The sequence below is a fragment of the Methanomicrobium sp. genome (assembly GCF_055145805.1).
In genome coordinates this window covers 1-24,645 of the sequence record NZ_JBSREC010000114.1, presented here as the reverse complement: position 1 = coordinate 24,645, position 24,645 = coordinate 1, and the positions used below count along the sequence as shown (strand labels likewise).

The following is a 24,645-nucleotide window of genomic DNA, read 5'->3' as shown; positions in this document are numbered from 1 at the left end:
CCTGCCGCCAGACAACCTTTTTTTCCCCGCCGGGCGGCATAAGCTCTTTTTTTATAGATGTCTTTTCAGATAAATCATATCCACTAACTGTTGTCCGTTTTCATACATGGGGTGGTCATAATTGTCGATAAAAAAATTTTTAACAATGTGTGATTTTTCAAATCCGCATTTCTCGTAGAAATGAATTATTGCAGGGCAATTGCCTGTTCCAACATATAACTCGCTACCGGAATTTTTGTAGTAATCAGCAATAAATGAGATTAGACGTTGTCCATATCCTTTCCGCTGATATTCAGGAACGGTAACAATATTCTTAATTTCGTAAACGCCGGACTGCTCCCGTGTAACAATGCAAATCGCTTTAACATCATCATCACATAAGGCAAACATATCACCGCGATACAGATATTTCTCTATCATACTTACCTGTTCATCTGCAATAAGCAGGAGTTCCATGTATTTTGTTTTATCGCTATCAGTAATTTTCACAAATTCCATTCGATATTTTCCCTTTCCTTTTCTTTGTTATCTTTACAAATCCATTATCCCTTTTCATTCGTCAATAATCTTTCTTGCAGATTTTAAAAATTTCGCAGGAATTTTTCCATAAAGTCTCTATATGATGCTCATCGGACAGTTTCCTGTGTGGCTTATATTTTGAGTTAGGACAAAACTAAAAGTATTTTATCCGGCCAAAAATAATACTAAAACATCAATGAAAATGAGGTTTTTTTAGGCGATGGCGTTTGAATGCCTGCAGTGCGGAGAGTGCTGCAGTTATCTGGGACAGGTGCACACTCTTGTTAAGGAAATTTCAAAGACAGAATTTATTGTCAGAAACGAGTATACAAACGAGGAGAAGGTTGTAACTCTTGATCCTGACAAGACAGAGTGGTATTCTGATAAAAGCATATATGAGATGTGGCCGGAAGCCTGCCCGTTTTTAAGGCCTGATCCCAACACTCCGGGAAGAATCTGCTGCTGTGTTCATTTAACACGCCCTGATATGTGCAGAAGCTACGGCTGCTGGAGAATACTGATATTAAACCCGGACGGAAAAGTTCTCGGACGTGTTATGGGTCCGCATATTCTGCGTTCTGAAGACCCTGCTCTCAAAAAACTCTGGGATGAGAAGATAAGATCTCTTTTGGAATCAGATCAGAAAAAATGGGATGAGAAGGTATTTGCAATTCTAAAGGAAAGCGGATATTTTATTCGGGAATAACCGGAACAGATTTTTTTTACAATAACGGCTGGTTTAAAAATTTCAAAAAATTTGGTGGATTGATTTCATTCAGTTATTGGTGTTTCTTCCTTTACTTCAGCATCATCTGCATGGATCTTCTTTAAAATCCAGGCCATATTGGCGGCTAAGTCCTTCATGGTTTTAAGGCCTTCCTCATCTTTTTCCACATCATTTTCATTGCCTGAAAATCCCACATTCCAGTATGATGAGCCGACCGTTATCATGTTTGAGATTCCGAACAGATGGTTTATTGTGTCATAGGCATGAATTGAACCGCCTCTTCTTGCGGAGACTACTGCAGCGCCTACTTTTCTTGAAAACATACTGTCGTTTGCAAGACCCACAAAACCTGCCCTGTCAATAAGTGCCTTAACCTCGGTTGTCACATCTGCAAAGTATGTCGGAGATGCAATAATTATCCCGTCGGCCTCCTTCATCTTTAATATTGCATTGTTTATGAAGTCATTTGCAAGTATGCACTTCTCATCTTTTTTTTCAAAGCATTTATCGCAGGCGATGCATCCGATAACCTTTTTGCCGCCGATGTGCACAATCTCAGTTTCAATATCTTCTCTCCTGAGTTCTGCCTGAATCTCCTTTAAAAGTCTGTACGTGTTTCCATGTTTTCTCGGGCTTCCGTTGAAGGCTACAACTTTCATATTTCACATCTCCTTTTTTTGTATCCGGGGTGGTAATCATACGGTTCAGATTACTATTGAGAGGCAAATGTGTGCTTACATGTATTAACTCTTTTGATGGCCGGAAAAATACCGGATAAAACCTGTTTTTGTAGAAAAAAAGAAGGTATTCATATACTGAAAAAATAGATTATTTGTTTTATAACTTAATATGTCAATAAAAATATGTTTTTTTAGAGATTGTGTTTTCCCATAAAATAAACACCAATGCATATGGCGCATATTGAAACTGCCATTGAAAGCATGTCAAGAGATGTCGTAAATTTCATCGAGAGAATTCTCTGGAAGAAAGTGACAATTAATACCATTATTATGACCTTTATAATCTTATTTTTAAGATCGTCAAGGTTTCTGACTTCCAGGATGTTTCCAAAATCCCCGCCTGTCCTTGCAATTTCAAGTTTTGATATGAACAGTTCGTATATTCCAAAACTGAATATTAAAAGGACAAGACCAATTAAGTAGAAATCAATTGCACCTATTATTCCTATCAGGATATCCTCATGAGCAAGATGTGAGTCCGCAACAAAGAGGTAATCCTTTAAAACGTCCAGAATTTCAAGTGAACCTGAAATAAAAAGCACAATTGCACTTAGTGCACCAAATATTACTCCGAGAAGTACGACAAATCTCAGATTCCAGAGAGCCTGTTCAAAAATTTTCTCTATGATGTTCTGTTTATGCATTTTTTAACCATCCTTTTCTCCTCAGATTATATTTTGTTATATGCCGGGGTATCTTTTCCGTAAATATATCTTATTTATTCAAATATGTAATTCTCGGTAAACAGCGGAAAGAATTTTTATTTTTCACTTACCTGATAAATGTGAGAATTTCGGACAACAACCAATAATTCCAATACCATCAAACATCATATTATACAGAAGAGAAATCCTCCCTCTGCTTTCCCGGGTGTATATGATATGAAAATTGGAACACTGGATGATATTGAAACAAACAGAAAAACAGCTCTTTTGCGTGTGGATTTCAACTCACCTATAGATCCTGCGTCAAACCTCATTCTTGATGATAAGAGATTCCGCGAGCATGCACCGACAGTGCAGAATCTTTCTGATTCAAAAGTTGTAATTATTACCCACCAGAGCAGACCGCAGAAAAAGGATTTTACAACACTAGAGGTACATGCAGAGCGTCTTGAGCGGCTAATCAACAGGCCTGTTGAATATATTGATGATATTTTTGGCCGCTGTGCAAGGGACGCGGTAAAAAAGATGGAATCCGGCGATGTTCTGATGCTTGAGAATGTGAGGTTTAATGCAGAGGAGAATCTTAAGATGACACCTGAAGAGGCGGCAGGCACACATCTGGTACGCGGGCTCTCTTCAATGGGAGATTTCTATGTAAACGATGCATTCGGGACTGCACACCGTTCACAGCCGACAATTGTCGGTCTTCCTTATTGCATGAAGTCTGTTGCAGGCACTCTTATGGAAAAGGAAGTATTCTGCCTCTCAAAGGTTTTTTCAGATTCTCCGAAACCTGTTACATTTGTTCTGGGGGGGACAAAGGTTGATGACTCTATAGATGTCGCAAAAAATGTACTTGAATGTGGTATTGCAGACCGCGTTGTTGTGGTCGGAGTCGTTGCGAATGTGTTTTTAATTGCAAAGGGACTAAATATCGGCAAACCCTCGACAGATCTGATAAAAAAGCTTGGCTACTACGGTGAAGTGGCAAAAGCAGCCGGAATACTAAAAAAATACGGGGATAGGATTGTAATTCCGGATTCTGTTGCAATAAGAAATAAAGATGGTTTAAGAGAGGAGGTTTCTGCTGATAAAATCCCTGTGAACAGTCCTGTTCTTGACCTGGGTCTTGATTCCCTGGCATCTTTTACAGACACCCTCCGAAATTCCGGAACAGTAGTCTTTAACGGACCTGCAGGTCTGTTTGAAGAGGATATATTCTCAACCGGGACTTTTGAACTGCTAAAGGCTGCATCAGAGTCTGAATTCTCTGTCGTCGGAGGGGGTCATACCGCGGTTGTGGTGGAGTCGCTTGGAATGCATGATAAGTTCAGCCATATATCAACAGGCGGCGGCGCCTGCATTGAATTTATGACAGGCAAAAAACTTCCGGCAATAACCGCTCTTGAAATAAGCTGGGAATTATTTGGGAAAAAACAGATATAATTGCCTATAATATCCCTGCAAATCTCTTTTTTATCTCATCAGGACTCAGAGGCAGATTTTTTGCATCAGAATTTCCGGGCCTTATTATGCAGTGTACAAAAGATGGTCTGTTTTCGGAAGATAAAATCCCTGCCAGTTCATCTTCTGTCTGAACCATTGCAGTATCTAAAAGCCCTGCGGCAACTGCCATAAGTTCAAGGTTGCATCCTGTCCATGCATGGGTTTTCTGCATCCCGGTACTTCCGAATGCACCGTTGTCAAGTGCAATGATTGTAAAATTTTCCGGATCTTCTGCAGCGACGACAGGCAGAATCGCTGTTCCGAGAAGGCTTCCGTCACCGTCTATTACAACAACCTCCCTATCCTGCCCGATGGCAAGTCCGAGACCTATGGGCGTTGCCTGCGTGTAGCTTCCAAGCATGTAGAAGTTCTCAGCCCTGTCTCCTGCGGCATAAAGCTCCTTGCATGGAACACCGATGTTGCAGACTGTGAGTTCATTTTTTAGACTCTCTGCTATTATCCCGATTGCATCAGCCCGCATCATTTCAGGCTCTCCTATGCTTCTCTCAAATGAAACCCTGATATCTCTGCTTCTTTTTGGAAACGCTCTCCCGCATGAGCATACCTCCCCCTCCCAGACTTTTGGTGATATCATAATCACGTGAATCTCGGAATTTAAATAACAGTTATTGATTATTTCCTCTGCTCTTTTAAGTTCTGATGCCTCCTCAATTATTGTGTATTTTATATCCAGGGCATCCAGAATTCCCGGAATTTTGCTGTTAAACGGTATCTGGGCGGGTATATTCTCCTCATAATATCCCCTGAGGCTTGCTATTACGGGAAGAGGCAGACCGTAGAGGTATGTAAGGGACATCATCGCATTCAGCGAGTTTCCAAGTCCCGAACTCTGCATCTGAAGAACAGATCTACGTTTTGCAAGTGCAAGACCCGCACATACGCCTACTCCGTCCTCTTCACGGTTTATGTTTACGTAGTGAAAATCCCGTTCCAGAAATGTGCAGAGATCCTTTGTGCGATCGCACGGAAGCGAGACCACAAAATCAATGCCCGCTCTTTTCAGAATCGCTGTAAAATCATCCTCATGCATAATTCAAAACCCGTTTTCTGATATCTTCCCGTATGGTCTCAATGCCGTCCCCTGCCTCAAAAGCTGCATACAACTCTACGGGAATTATATCCAGCTCCTCTTTTGCACGTTTATATCCGCCTCCTGTTATGTTCAGAAGGACTGTTTCATCCGGCTTTATAACTCCGTTCTCTGCTGCATCCGTCAGGGATGCAAGACAGACTGCTGCCGCAGGATCTATGTCTGATCCCTCAAGCTCCTCAAAAAGACTGGAGGCATTTTCAGCATCTCTTTTGGATACAGGCGCCATTATTCCGTCTGTTGCTGTCAGTGCATCAAAAAGGCCTCCGCAGATTCCGTAAGGTGGGTTTCTGTTTGTAAGAAGTGGCGAATATACATTCATGGCAGCGTTTTTTGCATCAGGCATGTCAGTAGCGGGGATTATATCCCGTCTGTTTTCTCTCCATGCATTTACCATGGGTGCAAAGGTGTCATTTTGTGAGAGGTAAAGACGGGGGAGTCTCTTTCCAAAACGTCCGTCCCCGATTAACCGCTGTGACATCTCAAATGCGGCTATTGCGCCTGTTCCGCTTCCGACTGCCTGGAAGTACCAGTCGGGAATACGGCCCGCTGTTACTGCTCCGTCAAGAAGCGTTGTCCCCATACCGTCGCGCCTTGCAGGATTTTTTGCCCCGCCTTCGGCAACAACGCCCTCAATTGAGCAGATTTTTGATCCAAACTCTATTGCATCCGTATAGTCGCCCTTTACTGTTATCAGGATGACATCCTCAGCCTGTTTTGTCGTCCATATATTCTCCCGGGCATATTCGGGCACAACAACTATTGCAGGCAGGCCGGTCTGTGATGAAACCTCGCAGAAAGCCCTTCCGGTATTTCCTGCCGATGACACCTGAATAACTCCCTTTGTCAACTCCTGCATCCTGAGCATTGTCGGGACAGCTTCAAGCTCCTTAAATGAGCATGTATTAATTAGCGCACACCTCTCCGGCCAGTAGCCGTTAAATGATATATAGAGGTTTGAAAGGCCCAGTTCTTTTGCAAGATCTTTGCTTTTGTATGTTACAGGTGCGGTACTGACATTACGAAAGCCTTTAACCGGCAGCCAGTCGTGAAACCTGAACATTCCTGGAAGGTCTCTGACAGTCAGCTGTTTATGACTGTAATCTGCTATTATTAGTGAATTACATCCTTTAATGCAGCTGTTTGTGTTTGTGTCCGAAAATCTGCTCCCGCATAAAGGACACCCGAGTGTGTATTCTCCCGTATTCATCACCTATTATAACAGGGTGAACTCTCCTCTCTCAATCATATCCTTAAGGATTTCTGTCAGTTCATTTGCCCTTGTTCTGTCAGACTGTCTGAGGGTTATGGGAATGCTGTTTCCTTCACATTCTATTGATCCCATATTCATGCTGTACACCTCACCCGGACATGTGTGGATGCATGTCCCGCAGGATACACATCTCGACAGAATGACACCTCCGCCGGGCATTATCGCATTTGTCGGACAGCTTTCAAGTGCAGGGCAGTCGCCGCAGAACATACAGTTCATAGGATTTACCTCAAGCTTGTGATCAGTGTTCTGCCAGATTAGGTCGTAATCCGACACTCCTGTAACACTTCTGTCTTTGACATCAACAACCGGCAATGGTATGTTTATATCCAGAACAGAGAGTTCTTTTAATGTTTTTTCATCAGTTACCGGAATTGCGGCGGCTACTGATGTTATGCATTCCGGACCCTTTGAGGTTACAAAACCACCCATAAACTCGGGCATCATATTGTTCATATCAGCATAAGCTGAAATGTTTGGCTTATCATCGGAGCTTCTTGTACCCGGACCCATAATCCTTCCCTGTGCACCGTTTAAAAGAATTTTAGCTCCTGAATTAAGATATCTCATCTCCGGATCGTTTTGAAGCGGGTTTATCTCACCGCATCCGGAAACAGTTGCTTCAGACAAATTCCCCTTAAGGGGAAGAACGGAAAAAATTGTTTCAAACGGCTCTGCATCAGGATTTACAAAGGCGGAATAGTTTTTAAAGGCACTTCTTGATGTTATCATCCTTGCAGATTCAATATCTGCGCCGTAAAGTTGGTTCTCGTAGGTTTTTCCTTCAGATTCGGCTATAACCTCAATATCTTTATCCTCAATTATATCCCTTAAAAGGTGGCCGCCGCCGTATTTTCCTGATGCATGTGATGTTGCGTATACGATTAAATCCACAGTGCCGAGCCCCTCATTGGGACAGGGGCCGCAAAAACACGGGACACCGTTTAATGAAATCCTGTCTGCACGCCTGAAGGCTCCGGGTTTTGCAACAGGGACTGTCATAACAGCAAATGTGCCTGACATCACCCCGCATGTCCCGCAGGTTACAACATCAATGTCATTTAAGGATGGGGTGCTGCCTTCCCTGACCATTGCCTTGAATTCTTTTGCAGTGTATACAACCGCAGTGCCTTTTTTTATTTTATTTTCTATCTTTGAAACAGACTTCATATAATTCTTATATCCTCCACCCTGACGTGCAGGCCCGTTCTCTTTCGGACAAGAAGGTTTACAACTCCGGTGTGTCCGAGGTTCATCATGCAGAATCCCGGAAGAAACCTCTGTCTTCTGCCGAATTGAGGTACAGAGCTGATTGTCTGTGCTATTCCCTCAAAACCTGTGATATGGTATGCACGGATCTCCTTTACAATATCGGGATTCTTCCTTGCAATAAGCGGACTCACCACATGAGTTGTTATGACTCCTGTAAGGTAGTCTGCATTTATTACCGATAACACATGCTGGACGGGGCACCCTGCTCCCTGTGGTCTTCCAAGCACAATGTCGCCTTTTTCAATCTCCATCCTTTCGGTAATGTCCGGTCTGAAAGGCAGAACAATCTTTCTTGCAGAGGGTTCATCACCGATTGGATGAAGAACAAAATCATAGGGCTGATTTAAAATATCAGACCCTTTATAAACTGCATCTTTTTTGCAGTCTGTCTTTTGATTATTATATATTTCGGATATATAATATGGGCAGTCTTCCGGCTCTTTTTCCCCTGAGTTTAGATATATTTCAAATTCACTGCATGAATTAAGGCCGCAGGCGCCGCAGTTTTTTTCAGGACTGATCCACCTTTCTGTAATTTTTGGCATTTAATCGCCCCTGAAAAAAAAATCATCCGAGTCAAGTCCCCTGATAACACCGAAATGGTTCTCCCATCCGATCTCCTTTTTGCCGGCACATACGGTGCATACACCGAGAGGCGGATTGCCCCTGAGAGTTATTTTATCGGAATCTTCTATATGTGAAAGGTTTTCTATCGCCCGGAAAAGATAACGGAGTCCTGTACCGGAAACAGCGTTTGTCTCAACGATATCAAGACTCCTTTTCACCTCTTTAATCCTCTCGCGAAAGACCTCCTTTTCCGCCTGTGATACGAGATCAATTCGTGTTACAACTGCCATATCAGAAAGTGCAAGCATTGCAGACATCTTTAAGGGTGAGTTTGTGCCTGAGATTGCACTTAAAACCGCAATCCCGAGTGACTGTGTTGTATAAGGCGAACATCTGAGGCAGAGTCCGGCACTCTCCACTATCAGGATCTCTGCACCGTTATCTCCTGCCCATCCGATGGCATCCTTCATTACGAGTATTCCCACATGATCGGGGCATACATCCCCGGAATAAACCTTTCTTGTCGGGATTTGAAACTCGTCCCTGAGCTCCTTGTCCTCAAACGCCCTTACAACATCTATTTTGAGGTATGCACATTTTTTAAGCGGGTTAAATGATGATATTATCTGTCTTACAACAGCAGTCTTTCCGGCAGAGGGCGGCCCTGCAATTACGAGCAGCTTCATATCCCCGGAGTACTTCCAATAATCTCGCCGCAGCGTATTCTCTCCCGAAGTGCCGAGAGTGTGGAGTCTATTCTTAAAACCTCTATAAGAGCTTCTTTTTCAGAATCACCCGGTCTGAGGACATCTGATACTGCCCCGTTCTTCATAACAATTCTTCTCTCTGATAAAAGTGAGACGAGCGGGTCGTGTGTTACAAACAATAATGCCTTATTATGGGTTTTTAGGCATTCTATGACTTTATCCTTGAAAATTCCCGCATTTTCAACTTCATCAAGAAGAATTACCGGAGTATCCGAGACAACAATAGCATCTGCAACCATGAGTGATCTGGTCTGCCCTCCTGAAAGGGATGTCATCCTTGCACCTTTCACAATCTTCTCACCTGTGAATTCGTTGGCAAGATCAATTGTCTTCCGGGTTATTGACAAATCAGAGATTTTACGTGATTTTATATGCATATCCAGAAATTTTTCCACGGTTAAGTCTGCAAGGCATTTGGTATTCTGGGTTATCATCGCAACAGGCTTTTTTGAAGGGTCCCTTACAAAGTCCTCCGGCGGGAATTCATTGTTTACAAGAATGGTTCTGCCTGTTACAGTGTCTTTCTGCGCAAACATCTCGATATCGTTTATAAAAGCGCTTTTTCCGGACCCTGTCGGCCCGACTATTGATATGGTATCTCCGGGACGTATTGATATTCTTCTGAAATTTTCAGTCTCGCCTTTGCGGTTTTTTCCGGGGAGTACTGTAATCTCTCTAATCTCAGAGGCGTGCATAATAGATGTGTGATCTTAATTGAGATAAATTGTGTCCTCTTATCTTTAATTATTTGCCTTTTGAGTCAATTAATTTATTTTAATTAATACTTATGTATTGTATTATTCGATGCAATGCTAAAGACAATTCTGAATACTGATACTGTTGCAAAAAAAAGCAGTTTTTGGTGTGCGTACATCTGTTCCTGTGCCGGATATCTGATTATTTTTCCGTTTAACCAACGGGTTAGATAGTATAATCAACCGGGTTTTAATCATTTATACCGTAATTTATCAAATAAATCTTTGTAAGATAAGGCTTTGGGATAATGAAAGCGGAATACTGCCCGGCTGTTATGGATAATATGGCAACCTATGTAACGGATTGTAATGCAAATCTGAAAATATCAGGAAAGAATAGTGTAATCGAAGAATCAGAGGTGAAAGATATGAAAAATTCCGGTTGTCAGTCTTCACTGTATTTTAAAAAGTTAAGTACTGGAAGGGCCGGTTGTAAAAATAGCCGGGATGATGAGCAAATTTTAGCTTCTGATCCGGAATTAATCTCTAAAAAATATGCTGATCTGGAAATTCTTCCTGAGGATGATCTTCTCATGATTAGGGCTTACTGCTCATCTGCCGGAGAAGACGGGCATAACATATCAGTACTGTCATCTTTTGCCGATGCGGCCTTAAAAAAATATGAGGGTGGTGATATGGACGGCTTTTATGAAACAATGGAGTCATTCTATAGTCTTTATGATGATCTTTCCAACGGAAGAGGGGGGCGGCTTTATCCTTCCGGGGATTATCTGTTGTTTTTATACGAACCAGTGCAGATCCATTTTTCAAATTCATACATATGACAATTTCTCTTTTTATTACAAAGAGGAAAATTATTAACTTCTTGTTTATACAATTGTTGATAGGTGTTTTATGTTCTCAAAGAGAATTTTTCAGACAGGATTCAAGGTGGCGCTTGATGAGGAGCTTACAAGAAAAGGGGTAAGCATAAAAGAACTGGCTGAGAGGGCAGGGATTCCTCCTGCGACAATATATAAAATAACATCAGGAGAAAGAGACCCCCGTTTTTCTACTGTTTTTGCGATAGTAAATGCCCTCGAACCCCGTGAGACCGGTTTTGTCGCAGTAATCGCCGCAAAATTTCTTCTTGATGAGATCGAGTCAAAAATGATAGCAGTGGGTGAGAGGGAGATCAAAATGAAGGGTTATCCTGCTTATACGATGGAAGAATGCATTGTTTCTGCCGTACGTGCCGAAAAGGAGGGAGCATCCGGAATTGTCTGTGCACCGATTCTGGCATCAATAATAGAGAAGGTGGTTGAGGTCCCTGTTGCGATAATGAAACCGGATACAAAAACTATAACAGATGCTCTGCAGTCTCTTCAGAACAGACTGGAATAATATTTATTGTCGGGATTTCCATATTATATTAAATAAAAGGCAGAATTATCCAAAAAATTCTGGAAGGTACTGTTCGTTTTCAACTTTCAGACCGGGATGGTCATAATATGAAGATAAAGACCAAAGTAAATCTACTGACCCTGGCTACCGCCATTATACTGGTACTGGGTCTTGCAACAGGCTCCTATTTCATAGTACTTGATGGTCTTTCAGATATTGAGGAGCATGAAGGCATATCCCAGTCTGAAATGGCAGAGAAATATTTGTATTATAAAATATCCATAATTGATAAAATCAATCTGGACTGGGCTTTTTGGGATCACTCCTATTATTTCATGGATGATAAAAATTCAGAATATATAGAGGAAAACCTTCCTGAATTCATATTTGAAAACCTTAATATTAATTCTATACTTTACTTTGACAAAAATGGCAGTTTTTTTTATGGCAAATATTACAACTCCGATGAAAATGAATTTTCAGAGATACCAAAAGCACTAAAAGACTCCCTGATGGATGATAGCTCTGTAAAAATGCCTGATATTTCAAGCAGTACTTCCGGATTTCTAAAGGCGGGAGAAAAAATATATGTTGTTTCCATCAATCCCGTTATCAGAAGTGATCTTTCAGGTCCTGTAAAAGGAACACTTGTAATGGTAAAGGAGGTATCAAAAGAGTATATTGAAGAAATTTCCAATGAAATTAACCTGAATTTTGAGCTTTTGGAAATTTCCAGTGATAATTTTGATAATTCCTTCCTCCCCGGGGAAAAACCGAGGGAGATTTCATTCGATCCGAACGGAGAGGAGTTGTATATTAAATCACCAATATACGGTATCAACGGGAATCCTGCTGCTGAGCTTAAGATAATAGCCAACAGGGACTTATTCCGGCTTGGTTATGATTCAGTGCTCTTTTATTCAGCGTTTGCAGTAATTCTATGTGCATTAATTGTAATATTGCTAAATTTAATTCTGGACACCGTATTTGTCAGGAGAATTGAATCGTTCTCATCAGAACTTAAAAGGATTGCAGATACAGGTGATTACTCTGCAAGGCTTGAGGATGAGAATGATGATGAGATCTCATCCATCTCGGATTCCGCAAATATCCTGCTTCAGACAATAGAGGACAGTATAAACAGCCTTGAGGTAAAAAATCGTGAACTTAAAGGGGCACTTAATAAAAAATCCAAACTGGTTGCAGAACTTCACCACAGGGTTAAAAACAATCTTCAGTACATAATAAGCCTTCTTGGTATTAAATCCTTAAAAATTAAAGATCCAAAGGCTCTTGAGGTAATTAATGAGGCCACAAACCGGATAAAATATCTCGGGATGATACATGATGATCTTTACAATAAAGAGGATAAGGAGTCACTTCGATTCAAAGAGCATCTTTCTGACCTGATAAAACTGATACTGCAGGGCACTACGAAGGAGAAGGGAGAGAATATCTCATTTGAAATACACGGAGATGAGTTCGAGGCAGAACTCTCATATGCAATACCTCTGAGCACAGCATTGTATGAACTCATAAATAATTCCACAGAGCATGCCTTTGATGAAAACGGGGGTATAATTGATATTGAAATATCCATTGATGATGATAATCTCGTAATTATTGTAAAAGATAACGGTAAAGGTCTTGGAAGTCCCGGTGTGGAGAAATCCGGTTTTGGAATCAAAAATGCACGCAGTATTATCACAAAACAGCTTTCGGGAACACTGGAGAGCATTAATGCCGAAACCGGAACATGCTGGGTTGTCAGAATAAATTTGAAACCTGCAGATACGGCTGAAAAATAGCGGATTTGATCTGAGATGTCCGAAAAACCACTGATCCTGATTGTTGAGGATGATGATATTATCGGGGAGTTCATCAATACAGTGATTACCGAGATTATGGAATACGAAAGTCTCGGGCCGGTAGTCTCCTGTAAAGCGGCTTACGAAACCGCGATTGCAGGCAGCCCTGATCTCATCATCATGGATATCAGATTAATCGGAGATGGTGACGGAATTTATGCTGCAGAGAGGATAAGACGGGACGGACTTGATATGCCAATAATCTTCTCATCTGCCAGTACCGAGGATATCACAATAAAAAGGGCAGAAAAGATAACAAACTCTGTTTTTCTGAGAAAACCCTATGAAATGAAAGATCTGATGAAAGAGATATCGGCACATCTGAAAAATTAACCGGAATTTTTTGATGGATTTTTTAAAAATACTTTTTTATTAATCGTAGATAAGATTGATCTCATCTTCGGTTTCCAGCTGCTCCTCATCATCGTATTCCGAAGGGAAATGTGATATAAGATACACAGCCGCAAAAATTACGATAACTGCGGCAGCTATTGCAAGGCCTGCCATGATATTGAAAAATGAGATTATGATGACTGTGACTGCCAGAATTATCAGAATGAGATATTTTGGCGCCATATTAATTCCTTTTTTTACATGACGATATTATTTGTGACCGCTGTTTTGGGTTTTTTTAATCTTTTAAAAAATGGGTTTTTCCTTTATTTTGCAACAAGTGCCGGAGGGGTGTAGTTTTTCAGAAGAAGTGAGAGGGAAATCACAGTCACAGAACTAAGGACCATGGCTGCACCTGCGTACTCCGGTCTGAATACTATTCCAAAGAAGGGATAGAGGATTCCGGCGGCTATCGGGATTAATGCGGTATTGTAAGCAAAAGCCCAGAAGAGGTTTAGTTTTATTCTTCCCATAACCTTTTTTGAGAGCTGGACTGCGGCTGGCACGTCCAGAAGATTATCATGCATCAGAACAATATCAGCACTTTCAAGTGCAATTTCGGTTCCGCTTCCAACTGCGATTCCCACATCGGCCATTGCAAGAGCAGGTGCATCATTAATACCGTCGCCGACAAATGCCACATCTCCTTTTGCTTTTTTAATCCGTCCAACTTCGTCTGACTTCGCACCGGGAAGGACATTTGCATAAACGTCTTTTATCCCTGCCTCATCCGCGATTGCGAGTGCTGTAATTGCATTGTCTCCTGTTATCATCGCAACAGAAAGCCCCATCTTCTTTATCGCCTTTATTGCAGATACTGCGCCCGGCTTTAAGCTGTCTGAGACTGAAATGATGCCGGATATTTTTTTATCAACAGCCACTAAAACAGCAGTCTTTCCTGATTTTTCGTTTGCCGAAAGCTTCAGTTCTGCCTCTCTTGTGACAATTACCCCGTTCTCAGCGATAAAATCCCTGTTTCCTACGAGAATTATTTTTCCCTCATATTCTGCGGATATGCCTCCTCCGGCTGAAGATCTGAAATCTGTTACAGCAGCCGGAGTGATCCTGTCCTCCTCTGCCTTATTCAGAATGGCTTTTGCAATAGGGTGCTCTGATGATTTTTCGGCACCTGCCGCCAGTGATATGAGCTCTTTATCATCCATATCATATGCTTTTACGGATGTGACAACCGGTTTTCCGAGTGTAAGAGTCCCTGTCTTGTCAAAGACTATACATCTGAGCTTTTCAGATACCTCAAGTGCCTCGCCGTTTTTAATTAAAATTCCAAGCTCGGCCCCGCGTCCGATTCCTACCGTAACAGCAGTCGGAGTTGCAAGTCCGAGGGCACAGGGGCATGCAACCACAATTATCGAGACAAAAACTGTCACTGCAAATAATGTTGTGCTTCCCAGAAGGTAGTACCAGATGAGGGACGAGATAATGGCAACTGTCATTATTGCCGGTATAAAGTATGCTACCGCAACATCCGCAAGTCTCTGAACAGGAGGCTTCTGCCGCTGAGTCTCCTCAACAAGCTTAATTATCTGGAATAAGACTGTGTCACGCCCGACCTTTGTTGATCTGAACACAATGGCCCCGCTTGTATTGAGAGTTCCTCCGACAACACTGTCTCCGTCTTTCTTTTTTACTGGCAAAGGCTCTCCTGTGATAACCGACTCGTCAATGTAGGCCTCGCCGGATATTACAACACCGTCAACAGGCACCCTTCCGCCGGGTTTTACCATGATTTCATCCCCTGTCACGAGCTCTTCCACAGAAACCTCCCTGTAATCGCCTTTCTTAAAAACGAACGCTTTTTTCGGTCTCAGCTGTATCAGTTTTTTTACTGCATCGTTTGTTCTTCCCTTTGCGTTTGCCTCAAGATATCTTCCGAGTGTTAAAAATGCGGCAAGCATGACCGAGGTTTCGTAGAACATGAAATCCTGAGTCAGAAATATTCCGAATGTCCCGAGAACGGATGCCACATAGGCGACACCGATTCCGAGTGCATACATGACATCCATGTTAAGGGCAGTATTTTTCAGCGATAAAAAAGCCGCACGGAATATCGGATATCCGAGATATAGGAATGCAGGAGTTGTAATTACAAACATCAGATATCCCATCGGGAACGGAAGGTTCACTCCTGAAAACATTAATGCAAGAAGGATGGCGGAGACTCCAAAACCTGTTACAATTCTTTTTATTTTATCTTTCTGCTCTTTTTCAAAAATCTCAGCTTCAATATCCGGCGTTGTATCCTCATCCGTTCCGCGGTATTCATATCCTGCCTTCTCAACAGCCGCCTTGAAATCTGAGAGTTCCGCTTTTCCCGGAACGTATGCAATAACTGCAGAATTGTCTATTAAGTTTATATCGGCTGACAGCACTCCGTTTTTCTTCTCAAGTGCAGTCTTTACCGCTTCAACGCATGATGCACAGTGCATACTCCCGATTTTTATCTTCGTTTTAGCCTTTAAAATGCCATAGCCGGCACCTTCCACAATCTTTTCAATATCAGAGATGTTTGTCTTCTCCGGATCAAAAATAATCTCGGCATTCTCCGACGATATATCGACTGAGGCGGATTCGATGCCCTCTGCCTTTTTGAGTGCAGATTCAACATTTACCGCACATGAGGCACAGTGCATTCCGGTAATTTTTAAGCCTGTCTTCTTTCTGGATTCTTCATCTTCCGTAAAATATTCCCTCCCTGATAATAATTTGTTTTATATGCTGAGTTGGCTTATATTGTTTTTTCCCGGATTTTGGAGAATCCAAAAAAAATCTGTAAAATCTAAAATGACCTGAAAAATTAGAAATCAAGGTGTTTTATGTCTGATATTCTTATATTTTATTCAGATTAAGAATCTTTTTAGGATGGGAGGGCTATAATATGATTATTCTAAAAAGAATGCAGGTGGGGATTTATGTCAGTTACATTAAACAGGGAACTTCGAAAGTTTGTCGCCCCTGAATTTATTACGGGAGACAATTCGAGAATTTATGCAGGGAGATACGCCGCAAATTTCCACTCGCAAAAGATACTTCTGGCAACCCAGTCCGGTCTTTTGAAGATGCACTGGATGGATGATATAACGTCCAGTCTGACAGATGTCGGAGTTGAGTATGAAATATTTGAGGATATACTGGTAAATCCCCGTGATACGGATGTGATGAAGGGTTCGGAATTTTATACAGCTGAAGAATGTACAGGTATTGTTGCTGTCGGTGGCGGCAGCGTCATTGACTGTGCGAAAGGAATAGGTATTGTTTCTGCAAACAAAGGCCATATCACAGATTATATCGGGGTGGATCTTGTAAAAAATCCTATGCCGCCTTTAATCTGTATACCAACAACTGCCGGCAGCTCGGCCGATGTATCACAGTACGCAGTAATAACCACTCCTGATACCGGAAGGAAAAATCTGATCATATCAAAATCCCTTGTGCCGGATGTATCCCTTCTTGATACCATCACTCTTACAACCCAGCCTGATGATGTCACAGTTAATTCAGGTATTGATGCATTTACGCATGCAATAGAGGCATATGTTTCAAACGGTTCATCTCACTGCACCGATATCATGGCGCTTGAAGCGATAAAACAGATTGGAGAAGTTTTCCCCTATGACTCCTCACTTTGTAATGATCTCAACTTCCGGTTTAAAACCCTCATGTCAAGTCTCTGTGCAGGGATATCATTTTCAAATGCAGGTCTCGGTCTTATTCATTCTATGTCGCACTCATTAGGGGGAATGTTTGATCTCTCCCATGGATTTGCAAGCTCGGTTGTCATGGATGCTGTTATCAGGTACAACTACTCTTCTGCGCCTGAAAAATACCGAAAAATTGCAGAGACTCTGTCTGTTGATACAACCGGGAAGAGTGATGAAAAAATTATTGAACTGATTCTGGACAAAATATCCTTAATCAGGGGTTCTTCCGGAAAAGATACTGACTTTGGTTATATTGACGTTTCAGAAGAGGAAAGGTCTGCAATTGTAAGAAACACAATAAAAGATCCCTGTATTGCAACAAATCCCAAAGTCCCGACCAGAAATGATATTGAAGAGCTTTTTGATCTGGTACTGGATGGGGTTTAAAAGACGATGATGTCATTTTTCATAATGTTATTGGCGCCGGATAAAGATATCTATATAAGAATAAGTCTCATAAAACCGGTTATGGATCAGGATGCCAGATAAAGAAGATAACCTGAAAGGAAGCCTTGAAGATATAAGAAACCGGGTAATCGGTTTTGGCGAGGAGTCTTTTAAAAAGAGCTATTATCCCCAGCTTCAGTACAAACAGGATGAGCTCAGGCGTTTTCGTATTGCGCTTGACAGCACAAACGATCTGGTTTTTATTCTGGATTATCCCTCACTTGATATTATTGATACCAACTCCTGTGCAGGGGAGGTTTTGGGCTATACACAAAAAGAGCTTCACGGGATGAATATCCGTGAATTAATGGACAGTGATTCAGCTGACTCTGAATCAGATATACTGACGTTTACAAAAGGATCTGTAAACCTTGTCCGTTCTGAGCTTTTTACAAAAGACGGCCGCAGTATTCACATGGAAATCAATATAAGTCTTTCTGAAATGGGAAAGGAGACTTATGTGACAATTGTCTGTCGTGATATTACTGAAAGAGAAGTTCTGGAGAAGGCAGTGGGTGATTCCGAGCTGCAGTACAAAACAACCATAAATACCCTAAAGGACGTTGTTGTCGTAATCGACAAGTCGCTTAATGTGGTAATATCCAATAATGCCTTTGAAAAAATCTGGGAAAAAACAAATCTGAAGTCGGTTGCAGGTGTAAAAAATCTCTCAACACTTCTGAGATATTTTCAGTATGAAGGAAAAAAAAGTCTGGAAGATCCCTCTTTTTATCTGCACTTTTTTGAAATAAATATAAAATACAAATACGCAGGGAATGTTACTCTCTATAGTGTTAGAAATATGCCTATATTTGAAAACGGCATCTTTAAACAGTCTGTTTTATATTTGAGAGATATTACAAAATATTATCTTCTGGACGAGATGAAAAAAGAGGCTTTTTTACAGATAGACAAAAATATGGAACAGTTTGCAGTTTTAAATGATCATATCAGAAATCCTCTTCAGGTGATTTTGGGGATAGTTGATCTTAAATGTCCTGAAGCGGTTGATAAGATAATGCCATATGTCATGGAGATTGACCGGATTATAAACAGGCTTGATAACGGATGGATTGAATCCGAGACTGTCAGAAAAATGATTGCTAAGAATTATGGTGTCTCTTTGATAGACAATTCCGATATAGAAGAGGCCATAAATTACCTGAAGAAAAAATTATAAAAAAATGTTTTTGAAACTAAATTTTCATGTAACCAAAATTAAAAATCAATAAGTGATTTTTATAGGAAATTATCTTTCAGACTATAAGCCCTGCTGCCTCTTTTCCACTCATGCCGGTTTTTATTCCCAGTTTTTCACCGGAGGCATTTACGGCTGCAATCTCACCTTCAAGAAGATCATCAATATCCTTAACGGAGTCTCCCTTTGGTTTTACTTTTGCCGCCGGATATCCGAATTTTTCAAGTGCCATAACATCGAATGCACCGCATCCTATCATGCCTTTTTCAGTCTTTAAAAAAACAAGGTTTACGCTGCCTATTGGTATTACAAATCCTTCAGCTTCTTTTCCGTTTACCGGGACTTTAATCTGCTGCATCTGATTCTAATTTTCATGTTGTTTTAATATAAAAGGGTAGGATGGCTCCGGTTAGATTATATTACCTTATACATTACTTCTTTTTAAGATCAGCAACCGGAATTCTCTGTGCCATTGCATCACCGCATATTACGGCAATTGAGTCCGGAAATTTATCATTGAGTTTTAAATCTCCGGTATCTATGAAAAGCTCATCTGTAACCCTTAGTTTTGCCTCGGTTGCAGCGACTATTATATTTTCAATTCCTGTTTTTCTTATGACTTCAGGTGAAAACTGCTGGTTTCCGCGTCCGAGCAAAAATCCCTGTGCACCAATCGGGCTTAAAATTATTTTCACCTGTTTATATCTCAAAAGAAGGTTAAGTATATCCTTCTCACTGAGATCTTTTTTAATGATCTCACGGTTATAGAGGGCATCAACACCCAGAAGGGTGTAATCATGTATATTTAATGCGTCAGGAACGGATTTTGCAGTCGAACCTGCCCCTATGAGGTACAGCACATCATCCTGTAGAATTTCTGCCAGAAAACGTCCTATTTCTTCCCTGTTTCTCTCATCGTTTCCGGCTGACACCCATTTTCCGCCCTGCCTTTTATGCGGGAGAACAGGAACTTTTGCAACGCCGAATATCTCTGATTTCAGGTTTCCTTTCCTGTATTCCTCTTCATCAATGTCTAAAACTTCGGTATCTGTTACCGGAATATCCGGATATCTCCCGGCAATTTCAGCTCCTGTCTCAGGTGTCACTGCAAATACGCCTGAAAACATCTTAACACCGGAAGGTATCCCGAGAATCGGAACATCTGTTCCGGTTACTGATACCACATCGCGGGCTGTTCCGTCTCCTCCGCAGAACACTATCAGTTCCACACCTGCCGAGAGCATCCGCCTGCATGAATCCTTTGTATCCTCGGCATCTGAAGGAAATTTCGGCGTAAATATAACCTTATAATCTGAAAATCCCGATTTTTTTAATGCATCCATGCCCATCTGCCCTGATGGTGTAAAAAATATTATGTCTGAAGCATCTTCTTTTTTAAGAGCATTAAGAAAAGAAAGGGCTTTTTTTTCTGAAACCGGTTCTGCACCGAGGGTTCTGGCATAATCCGCCTGACCGTCAGTTCCCTTTAAGGCAACCTTTCCCCCCATTCCTGATACCGGGTTTATCAGAAAGCCTATTTTTTTCATGTTATGTGTTTATCCAAATAAAAATTTATAATTGTGGCAGTTTTTTAAGCGATGCCGCAATTAATTCTGCCGGGTATTCGTAATCCGGAAGGTTTCCTTCAAAGTATGCCTCATATGCAGTCATGTCAAAGTGGGCATGGCCGCTTAAGTTAAAGACTATCGTCTTATCCTCTCCTGTCTTTCTGCATTCCTCTGCCTTATCGAACACTGCTTTTATTGCATGGGCTGATTCAGGTGCAGGTATTATTCCTTCTGCTTCTGTAAAGGCAACTGCCGCTTTAAACACTTCATTCTGGTGGAATGCGGCTGAACTTATCAGGCCGTCCTCATGAAGCCTTGATACAAGCGGAGACATACCGTGGTACCTTAAACCGCCGGAATGAATCGACGGCGGTATAAAGTCATGTCCGAGCGTATACATCTGCATAATCGGAGTGAGACCTGCAACATCGCCGTAATCATATGCATAAAGGCCTTTTGTGAGAGTCGGGCATGCAGTCGGCTCTGTCGCTATAATCTCAACATCGGGGTTTTTCTTATCTAATTTGTCCTTAACAAACGGGAATGCGATCCCGGCAAAGTTTGAGCCGCCTCCTGCACATCCGATTACGATATCGGCGGTTTCATCAACAGACTCAAGCTGTTTTTTTGTCTCAAGGCCGATTATGCTCTGGTGGATGCAGACATGGTTTAAAACCGAGCCGAGTGCATAGTTTGTGTTGTCGTGCGTTGCCGCATCCTCGACTGCCTCTGATATGGCAATACCGAGACTTCCGGATGTTTCAGGGTCACGCTCAAGCATTGCCCGTCCCGAATTTGTCATGTTTGTAGGGCTTGAGTAGCATTTTGCACCCCACGTGTGCATCATCATCTTTCTGTAAGGCTTCTGCTCATAGCTTCCCTTAACCATGTAAACCGTACATTCCATCCCAAAATGCTGCGTTGCAAATGCAAGTGAAGATCCCCACTGACCGGCTCCGGTTTCGGTTGCAATCCTCTCGATTCCGTCCTGTTTATTGTAGTAAGCCTGTGCAACCGCGGTGTTTAGCTTATGCGAGCCGGCAGGACTTACGCCCTCATACTTGTAGTAAATTTTTGCAGGAGTCTTTAGGAGCTTCTCAAGACGTTTTGCCCGAAAGAGCGGCGAAGGTCTCCACAGGGTCAGAATCTCCCTGATCTCTTCAGGGATGTCGATGTATCTCTCTGTGCTGACCTCCTGTTTTATCAGCTCTTTTGCAAATATTGGTGCAAGATCCTCAGGTCTCACCGGCTCTTTTGTCATCGGGTTGTATGACGGTCCGGGAAGATTAGGCATATCTGCCTGGATATTATACCATTTTTTTGGCATCTCGTTTTCATCAAGAAGTATCCTGGTGTCCATGCTAATTATGTATGCAAATGAACATATTTATACATTGTTGTAATTATATGCACATTTGGAATTAAAACCCCTGCCTCATTTCCCCAAGAGATAACAACCCAAAAAGCAAAGATGTACATATTATAATGCCTGCAATAACGGACATATCCGGACTTTTCAAGTATCTGAAAAATTATAGTGATGCCGATAATCCGCAATTTGAAACTGAAATGAGCACAGTTGCCGGAATTTCGGGAGTGTCGGGTATAAAAGTATGGAAGAACAGCTTCTGGACGCCAAGACAGAGACAGGCATCATCAATTCATGAGATATCCTACAGGGCATGCTTTAAACCACAGCTTCCCCGTTTTTTTATAGACATTTTTACAGACATCGGTGACTGTGTATATGATCCCTTTACAGGCAGGGGTACTACAATAATTGAGGCAGCACTTTTAGGCAGGAAAGTTGTCTCAAATGATATAAATCCGCTGAGCAGAATTCTCTGTGAGCCTCGTCTTTTAGTGCCCGGTATTGAAGAGATAGAAGAGCGCCTTTTAAATATTGAATCTGAAAGGGAGGAGATTTCTGATTTCTGCCTCCCGATGTTTTATCACCCCGAAACGGAGTCAGAGATTGTAAATCTCAAAAATTATCTGAAAAGAAGAAGGGCACAAGGGAAGGAGGACAATATTGACAAGTGGATTAGAATGACGGCAACAAACCGTCTTACAGGTCATTCTCCCGGTTTTTTTTCTGTTTACACTCTTCCTCCCAATCAGGCTGTATCAAAGGAGAGTCAGGTTAAGATAAATGATAAGAGAGAGCAGATCCCGGAATACAGGGATACATACGCATTAATTCTTAAAAAGAGCAGGCGTCTTCTGAAAAATATCGGTGAAAAAGAGATGGAATCACTCCAAAATGCGGGGGAAAGTGCGGTCTTTTTTAATTCTGATGCAGGAAATACTCAGGAGATATCTTCTAATTCAATTAGTCTTACGGTAACATCTCCTCCGTTTTTAAATATTGTTCAGTATGCAAAAGACAACTGGCTTCGCTGCTGGTTTAATTCACTTGATGAAAAAGAGATTGCAGAAAAAATTACAATGTCTGCAAATGTTTCGGCATGGTGCAGTGCGATGGAGAATGTATTTGGAGAGCTTTACCGGATTACAAAGCCGGGGGGATGGGTATGTTTTGAGGTCGGTGAGGTCAGAAGCGGCAAAATAAATCTTGATGAATATGTTGTTCCCCTCGGACTTTCGCAGGGTTTTGAATGTGCCGGTGTCCTGATAAACGAGCAGAATTTCACAAAAACGTCTAATATCTGGGGTATTTCAAACAAAAAGAGGGGAACTAACACAAACCGTGTTGTAATCTTCAGGAAAGGGCTATAAACTTTTTGAAATCCGGGTTTTTATCATCAATCCAAAAAATCAGAAATTATTTTAAAACCTCTTTTTACTATTCTGTACCAAAAAGCATCATATATATTTTTATAGAAGTATCTGTATTTATAGATTAAAAGGAGGATTTTGCTATGGAAACAGAAAAAATGTTTGAAAAAGCGTTAAATGAACTGGACAGACTTTTAAGTGCAGGTTCGGTTCTTGGCGAACCGGTTGAGATGGGAAATCATATAATAATACCTGTTGCATCTATGGGTTTTGGATTTGGAGCAGGATTCGGAGGCAGCGGTGAGGACAACGTCGGAGGAACAGGCGCAGGCGGAGGATTATCTGCAGTAGCTGTTGTGATTATTGATAAGACTGCCCATGGCGATAGTGCCGTAAAGATCATGCCTCTGAGAAAACCAGGTCCTGTCAGTGAGGCAATAACGGCAATCGGAGAAGAACTTCTTCCAAAAGTTGTCGAGATTGTAAAGGCAAAGGAAAAAGCTGTTGACAAACCTGTTGCGAAACCTGTCGTAAAGAAAGAAGAGCTAAAAAAATAGATTAACTGTCTGCGGCGGGATATCATCATACAATTTATTTTTTATGCAGTATGTGTTGTTTTTATTGTAATTCTCGCTCATATTACAATCATACCCTTAAAAATTACAGGGACATCGAGTCCCTCTGAAAAGCTCTATGCTAAAATTGCAGTGAGCTGGGGACTTGTGAGGATAAGAGCCGAAATTGTTGAAGGCATGATGCTGCACCTCAGATTTGCCGGTTTAATGGTAATAAAAAAGCCTGTTTCAGAATTAAGAAAAGAGAAGGAACCAGAAAAGCCGGAGGAAGAGGGTGAGAAAGGGGAGAAAAAAGAGACTGCAATAGATTTACGTGCAATTTTGTCCTTAAAAGATGATATCCTAAGACTTCTAAAGGAGATAACATTCGGGCATTTTTACCTGAAATTAAGATTTGGTCTTGATGATGCGGCAGATACGGGGATTCTTTACGGTTTTTTGATGGCTCTGAGAGGTGCGGTTTATGCTGAGAAAAGAGTGGTAATAAATGCTTATCCCGCATTTGAAGGATTCGTATTTGAACCTGACTGCACCTGTGAATTTTTCATTAAAAGGGTTTACAGGATATTTTCACCGATGTTTAAAATATTCAGAAAGGTTTCGAAAAAATCCAAAAAAAGTGTCCGTGGGGTTTTATAATTGAAAGAGCTCAGTCGTCTTGCAGCCGGAAAGACTCTGGAAGCAGGTGGATTTAAGATAATACCTGTCTGTCGTCAGGAGATAGTGGCAACGGATTCGGGGGGATTCTGCAGCATAAAACCTGAAGGTCTGATTTTTGTGTCAAAAGATAATTATCTGAAATTCTCTTTTAAAAATAATGATTCCTGGATTGAAGAGCTTTTAGAAGATGAATCATTCATGCCTTAAAGCTTCAATCGGATTTAGGTTTGAC

The 24,645-nt window shown here is 41.5% G+C and carries 26 protein-coding genes; 12 read left to right on the top strand and 14 right to left on the bottom strand.

The annotated features are described in order from the left end of the window. Window positions 1-51: 51 nt before the first annotated feature. Complete coding sequence (locus tag ACTB1O_RS10670) at window positions 52-498, bottom strand: GNAT family N-acetyltransferase (RefSeq protein ID WP_462995121.1); 447 nt, start codon at window positions 496-498, stop codon at window positions 52-54. 241 nt (window positions 499-739) lie between these two features. On the opposite strand from ACTB1O_RS10670, the gene ACTB1O_RS10665 reads away from it, so the two are divergent. After that, on the top strand, window positions 740-1,225 hold the full coding sequence (locus ACTB1O_RS10665) for a YkgJ family cysteine cluster protein (RefSeq protein ID WP_462995120.1): 486 nt from the start codon (window positions 740-742) through the stop codon (window positions 1,223-1,225). Between the two features lie 65 nt (window positions 1,226-1,290). Here the strand turns inward: ACTB1O_RS10665 and ACTB1O_RS10660 are convergent, their stop codons facing one another. Beyond that, window positions 1,291-1,905 carry a flavodoxin family protein gene (locus ACTB1O_RS10660; protein WP_462995119.1) on the bottom strand — a complete coding sequence of 205 codons (615 nt, stop codon included), beginning with the start codon at window positions 1,903-1,905 and terminating at the stop codon, window positions 1,291-1,293. Between the two features lie 212 nt (window positions 1,906-2,117). Then, a complete protein-coding gene (locus tag ACTB1O_RS10655) occupies window positions 2,118-2,630 on the bottom strand; it encodes a YqhA family protein (protein WP_462995118.1) in 513 nt (170 codons plus the stop codon). A gap of 237 nt (window positions 2,631-2,867) precedes the next feature. On the opposite strand from ACTB1O_RS10655, the gene ACTB1O_RS10650 reads away from it, so the two are divergent. Next, a complete protein-coding gene (locus tag ACTB1O_RS10650) occupies window positions 2,868-4,097 on the top strand; it encodes a phosphoglycerate kinase (protein ID WP_462995117.1) in 1,230 nt (409 codons plus the stop codon). A gap of 4 nt (window positions 4,098-4,101) precedes the next feature. Here ACTB1O_RS10650 and comE read toward each other — a convergent pair whose 3' ends face one another. From comE to ACTB1O_RS10620, 6 genes are read right to left on the bottom strand one after another with little or no spacing between them, the layout of a single operon-like run. After that, window positions 4,102-5,208 (bottom strand): sulfopyruvate decarboxylase subunit beta, encoded by a 1,107-nt coding sequence (gene comE / locus ACTB1O_RS10645; RefSeq protein WP_462995116.1) that lies wholly within the window; start codon window positions 5,206-5,208, stop codon window positions 4,102-4,104. Beyond that, a complete protein-coding gene (locus tag ACTB1O_RS10640; protein WP_462995115.1) occupies window positions 5,201-6,478 on the bottom strand; it encodes a cysteate synthase in 1,278 nt (425 codons plus the stop codon). The genes comE and ACTB1O_RS10640 overlap by 8 nt, the downstream gene beginning before the upstream one ends. Window positions 6,479-6,484: 6 nt before the next feature. Beyond that, entirely contained in the window at window positions 6,485-7,711 is a 1,227-nt protein-coding gene (locus tag ACTB1O_RS10635) for a methanogenesis marker 16 metalloprotein (RefSeq protein ID WP_462995114.1), read from the bottom strand. After that, entirely contained in the window at window positions 7,708-8,358 is a 651-nt protein-coding gene (locus ACTB1O_RS10630) for a (Fe-S)-binding protein (protein ID WP_462995113.1), read from the bottom strand. Before ACTB1O_RS10630 ends, ACTB1O_RS10635 begins: the two co-directional genes overlap by 4 nt. Further along, window positions 8,359-9,066 (bottom strand): GTP-binding protein, encoded by a 708-nt coding sequence (locus ACTB1O_RS10625; protein ID WP_462995112.1) that lies wholly within the window; start codon window positions 9,064-9,066, stop codon window positions 8,359-8,361. It lies immediately after the preceding gene. Continuing rightward, complete coding sequence (locus ACTB1O_RS10620; protein ID WP_462995111.1) at window positions 9,063-9,842, bottom strand: ATP-binding cassette domain-containing protein; 780 nt, start codon at window positions 9,840-9,842, stop codon at window positions 9,063-9,065. Before ACTB1O_RS10620 ends, ACTB1O_RS10625 begins: the two co-directional genes overlap by 4 nt. A 308-nt stretch (window positions 9,843-10,150) precedes the next feature. On the opposite strand from ACTB1O_RS10620, the gene ACTB1O_RS10615 reads away from it, so the two are divergent. The 4 genes from ACTB1O_RS10615 (at window position 10,151) to ACTB1O_RS10600 (ending at window position 13,447) form a co-directional block, all read left to right on the top strand. Beyond that, window positions 10,151-10,687 (top strand): hypothetical protein, encoded by a 537-nt coding sequence (locus ACTB1O_RS10615; protein ID WP_462995110.1) that lies wholly within the window; start codon window positions 10,151-10,153, stop codon window positions 10,685-10,687. 70 nt (window positions 10,688-10,757) lie between these two features. Then, entirely contained in the window at window positions 10,758-11,246 is a 489-nt protein-coding gene (locus tag ACTB1O_RS10610) for a helix-turn-helix domain-containing protein (protein WP_462995109.1), read from the top strand. 107 nt (window positions 11,247-11,353) lie between these two features. After that, window positions 11,354-13,054, top strand: a complete 1,701-nt coding sequence (locus ACTB1O_RS10605) for a CHASE4 domain-containing protein (protein ID WP_462995108.1) — start codon at window positions 11,354-11,356, stop codon at window positions 13,052-13,054. 15 nt (window positions 13,055-13,069) lie between these two features. Continuing rightward, entirely contained in the window at window positions 13,070-13,447 is a 378-nt protein-coding gene (locus ACTB1O_RS10600; protein WP_462995107.1) for a response regulator, read from the top strand. Window positions 13,448-13,486: 39 nt separating this feature from the next. On the opposite strand, the gene ACTB1O_RS10595 is transcribed toward ACTB1O_RS10600, so the two are convergent. Both ACTB1O_RS10595 and ACTB1O_RS10590 read right to left on the bottom strand, forming a co-directional pair. Continuing rightward, a complete protein-coding gene (locus ACTB1O_RS10595) occupies window positions 13,487-13,690 on the bottom strand; it encodes a hypothetical protein (protein WP_462995106.1) in 204 nt (67 codons plus the stop codon). Window positions 13,691-13,773: 83 nt separating this feature from the next. Continuing rightward, window positions 13,774-16,158 carry a heavy metal translocating P-type ATPase gene (locus ACTB1O_RS10590; RefSeq protein WP_462995105.1) on the bottom strand — a complete coding sequence of 795 codons (2,385 nt, stop codon included), beginning with the start codon at window positions 16,156-16,158 and terminating at the stop codon, window positions 13,774-13,776. A gap of 279 nt (window positions 16,159-16,437) precedes the next feature. On the opposite strand from ACTB1O_RS10590, the gene ACTB1O_RS10585 reads away from it, so the two are divergent. Both ACTB1O_RS10585 and ACTB1O_RS10580 read left to right on the top strand, forming a co-directional pair. Further along, complete coding sequence (locus ACTB1O_RS10585) at window positions 16,438-17,613, top strand: iron-containing alcohol dehydrogenase (RefSeq protein ID WP_462995104.1); 1,176 nt, start codon at window positions 16,438-16,440, stop codon at window positions 17,611-17,613. Window positions 17,614-17,704: 91 nt separating this feature from the next. Further along, window positions 17,705-18,853: a PAS domain-containing protein gene (locus tag ACTB1O_RS10580; RefSeq protein WP_462995103.1), complete on the top strand. Its 1,149-nt coding sequence runs from the start codon at window positions 17,705-17,707 to the stop codon at window positions 18,851-18,853. 76 nt (window positions 18,854-18,929) lie between these two features. Here the strand turns inward: ACTB1O_RS10580 and ACTB1O_RS10575 are convergent, their stop codons facing one another. From ACTB1O_RS10575 to ACTB1O_RS10565, 3 genes are all read right to left on the bottom strand, one after another. Further along, on the bottom strand, window positions 18,930-19,229 hold the full coding sequence (locus tag ACTB1O_RS10575; RefSeq protein WP_462995102.1) for a YunC family protein: 300 nt from the start codon (window positions 19,227-19,229) through the stop codon (window positions 18,930-18,932). A gap of 73 nt (window positions 19,230-19,302) precedes the next feature. Further along, window positions 19,303-20,418, bottom strand: coding sequence for an ATP-NAD kinase family protein (locus ACTB1O_RS10570; RefSeq protein ID WP_462995101.1), 1,116 nt, complete (start codon window positions 20,416-20,418; stop codon window positions 19,303-19,305). A 25-nt stretch (window positions 20,419-20,443) separates the two neighbouring features. Then, window positions 20,444-21,799 (bottom strand): TrpB-like pyridoxal phosphate-dependent enzyme, encoded by a 1,356-nt coding sequence (locus ACTB1O_RS10565; protein WP_462995100.1) that lies wholly within the window; start codon window positions 21,797-21,799, stop codon window positions 20,444-20,446. Window positions 21,800-21,924: 125 nt separating this feature from the next. Between ACTB1O_RS10565 and ACTB1O_RS10560 the strand changes: the two genes are divergently transcribed. The 4 genes from ACTB1O_RS10560 to ACTB1O_RS10545 all read left to right on the top strand — a co-directional run bounded on the left by ACTB1O_RS10560 (window position 21,925) and on the right by ACTB1O_RS10545 (window position 24,620). Further along, window positions 21,925-23,178: a DNA methyltransferase gene (locus ACTB1O_RS10560; protein WP_462995099.1), complete on the top strand. Its 1,254-nt coding sequence runs from the start codon at window positions 21,925-21,927 to the stop codon at window positions 23,176-23,178. A gap of 143 nt (window positions 23,179-23,321) precedes the next feature. Then, the gene (locus ACTB1O_RS10555) at window positions 23,322-23,735 is read left to right on the top strand and encodes a spore germination protein GerW family protein (protein ID WP_462995098.1); all 414 of its coding nucleotides are present in this window, start codon (window positions 23,322-23,324) and stop codon (window positions 23,733-23,735) included. A gap of 165 nt (window positions 23,736-23,900) precedes the next feature. Beyond that, entirely contained in the window at window positions 23,901-24,392 is a 492-nt protein-coding gene (locus tag ACTB1O_RS10550; protein WP_462995097.1) for a DUF2953 domain-containing protein, read from the top strand. Continuing rightward, a complete protein-coding gene (locus tag ACTB1O_RS10545; RefSeq protein ID WP_462995096.1) occupies window positions 24,393-24,620 on the top strand; it encodes a hypothetical protein in 228 nt (75 codons plus the stop codon). It abuts the gene before it with no gap. Window positions 24,621-24,645 lie beyond the last annotated feature (25 nt).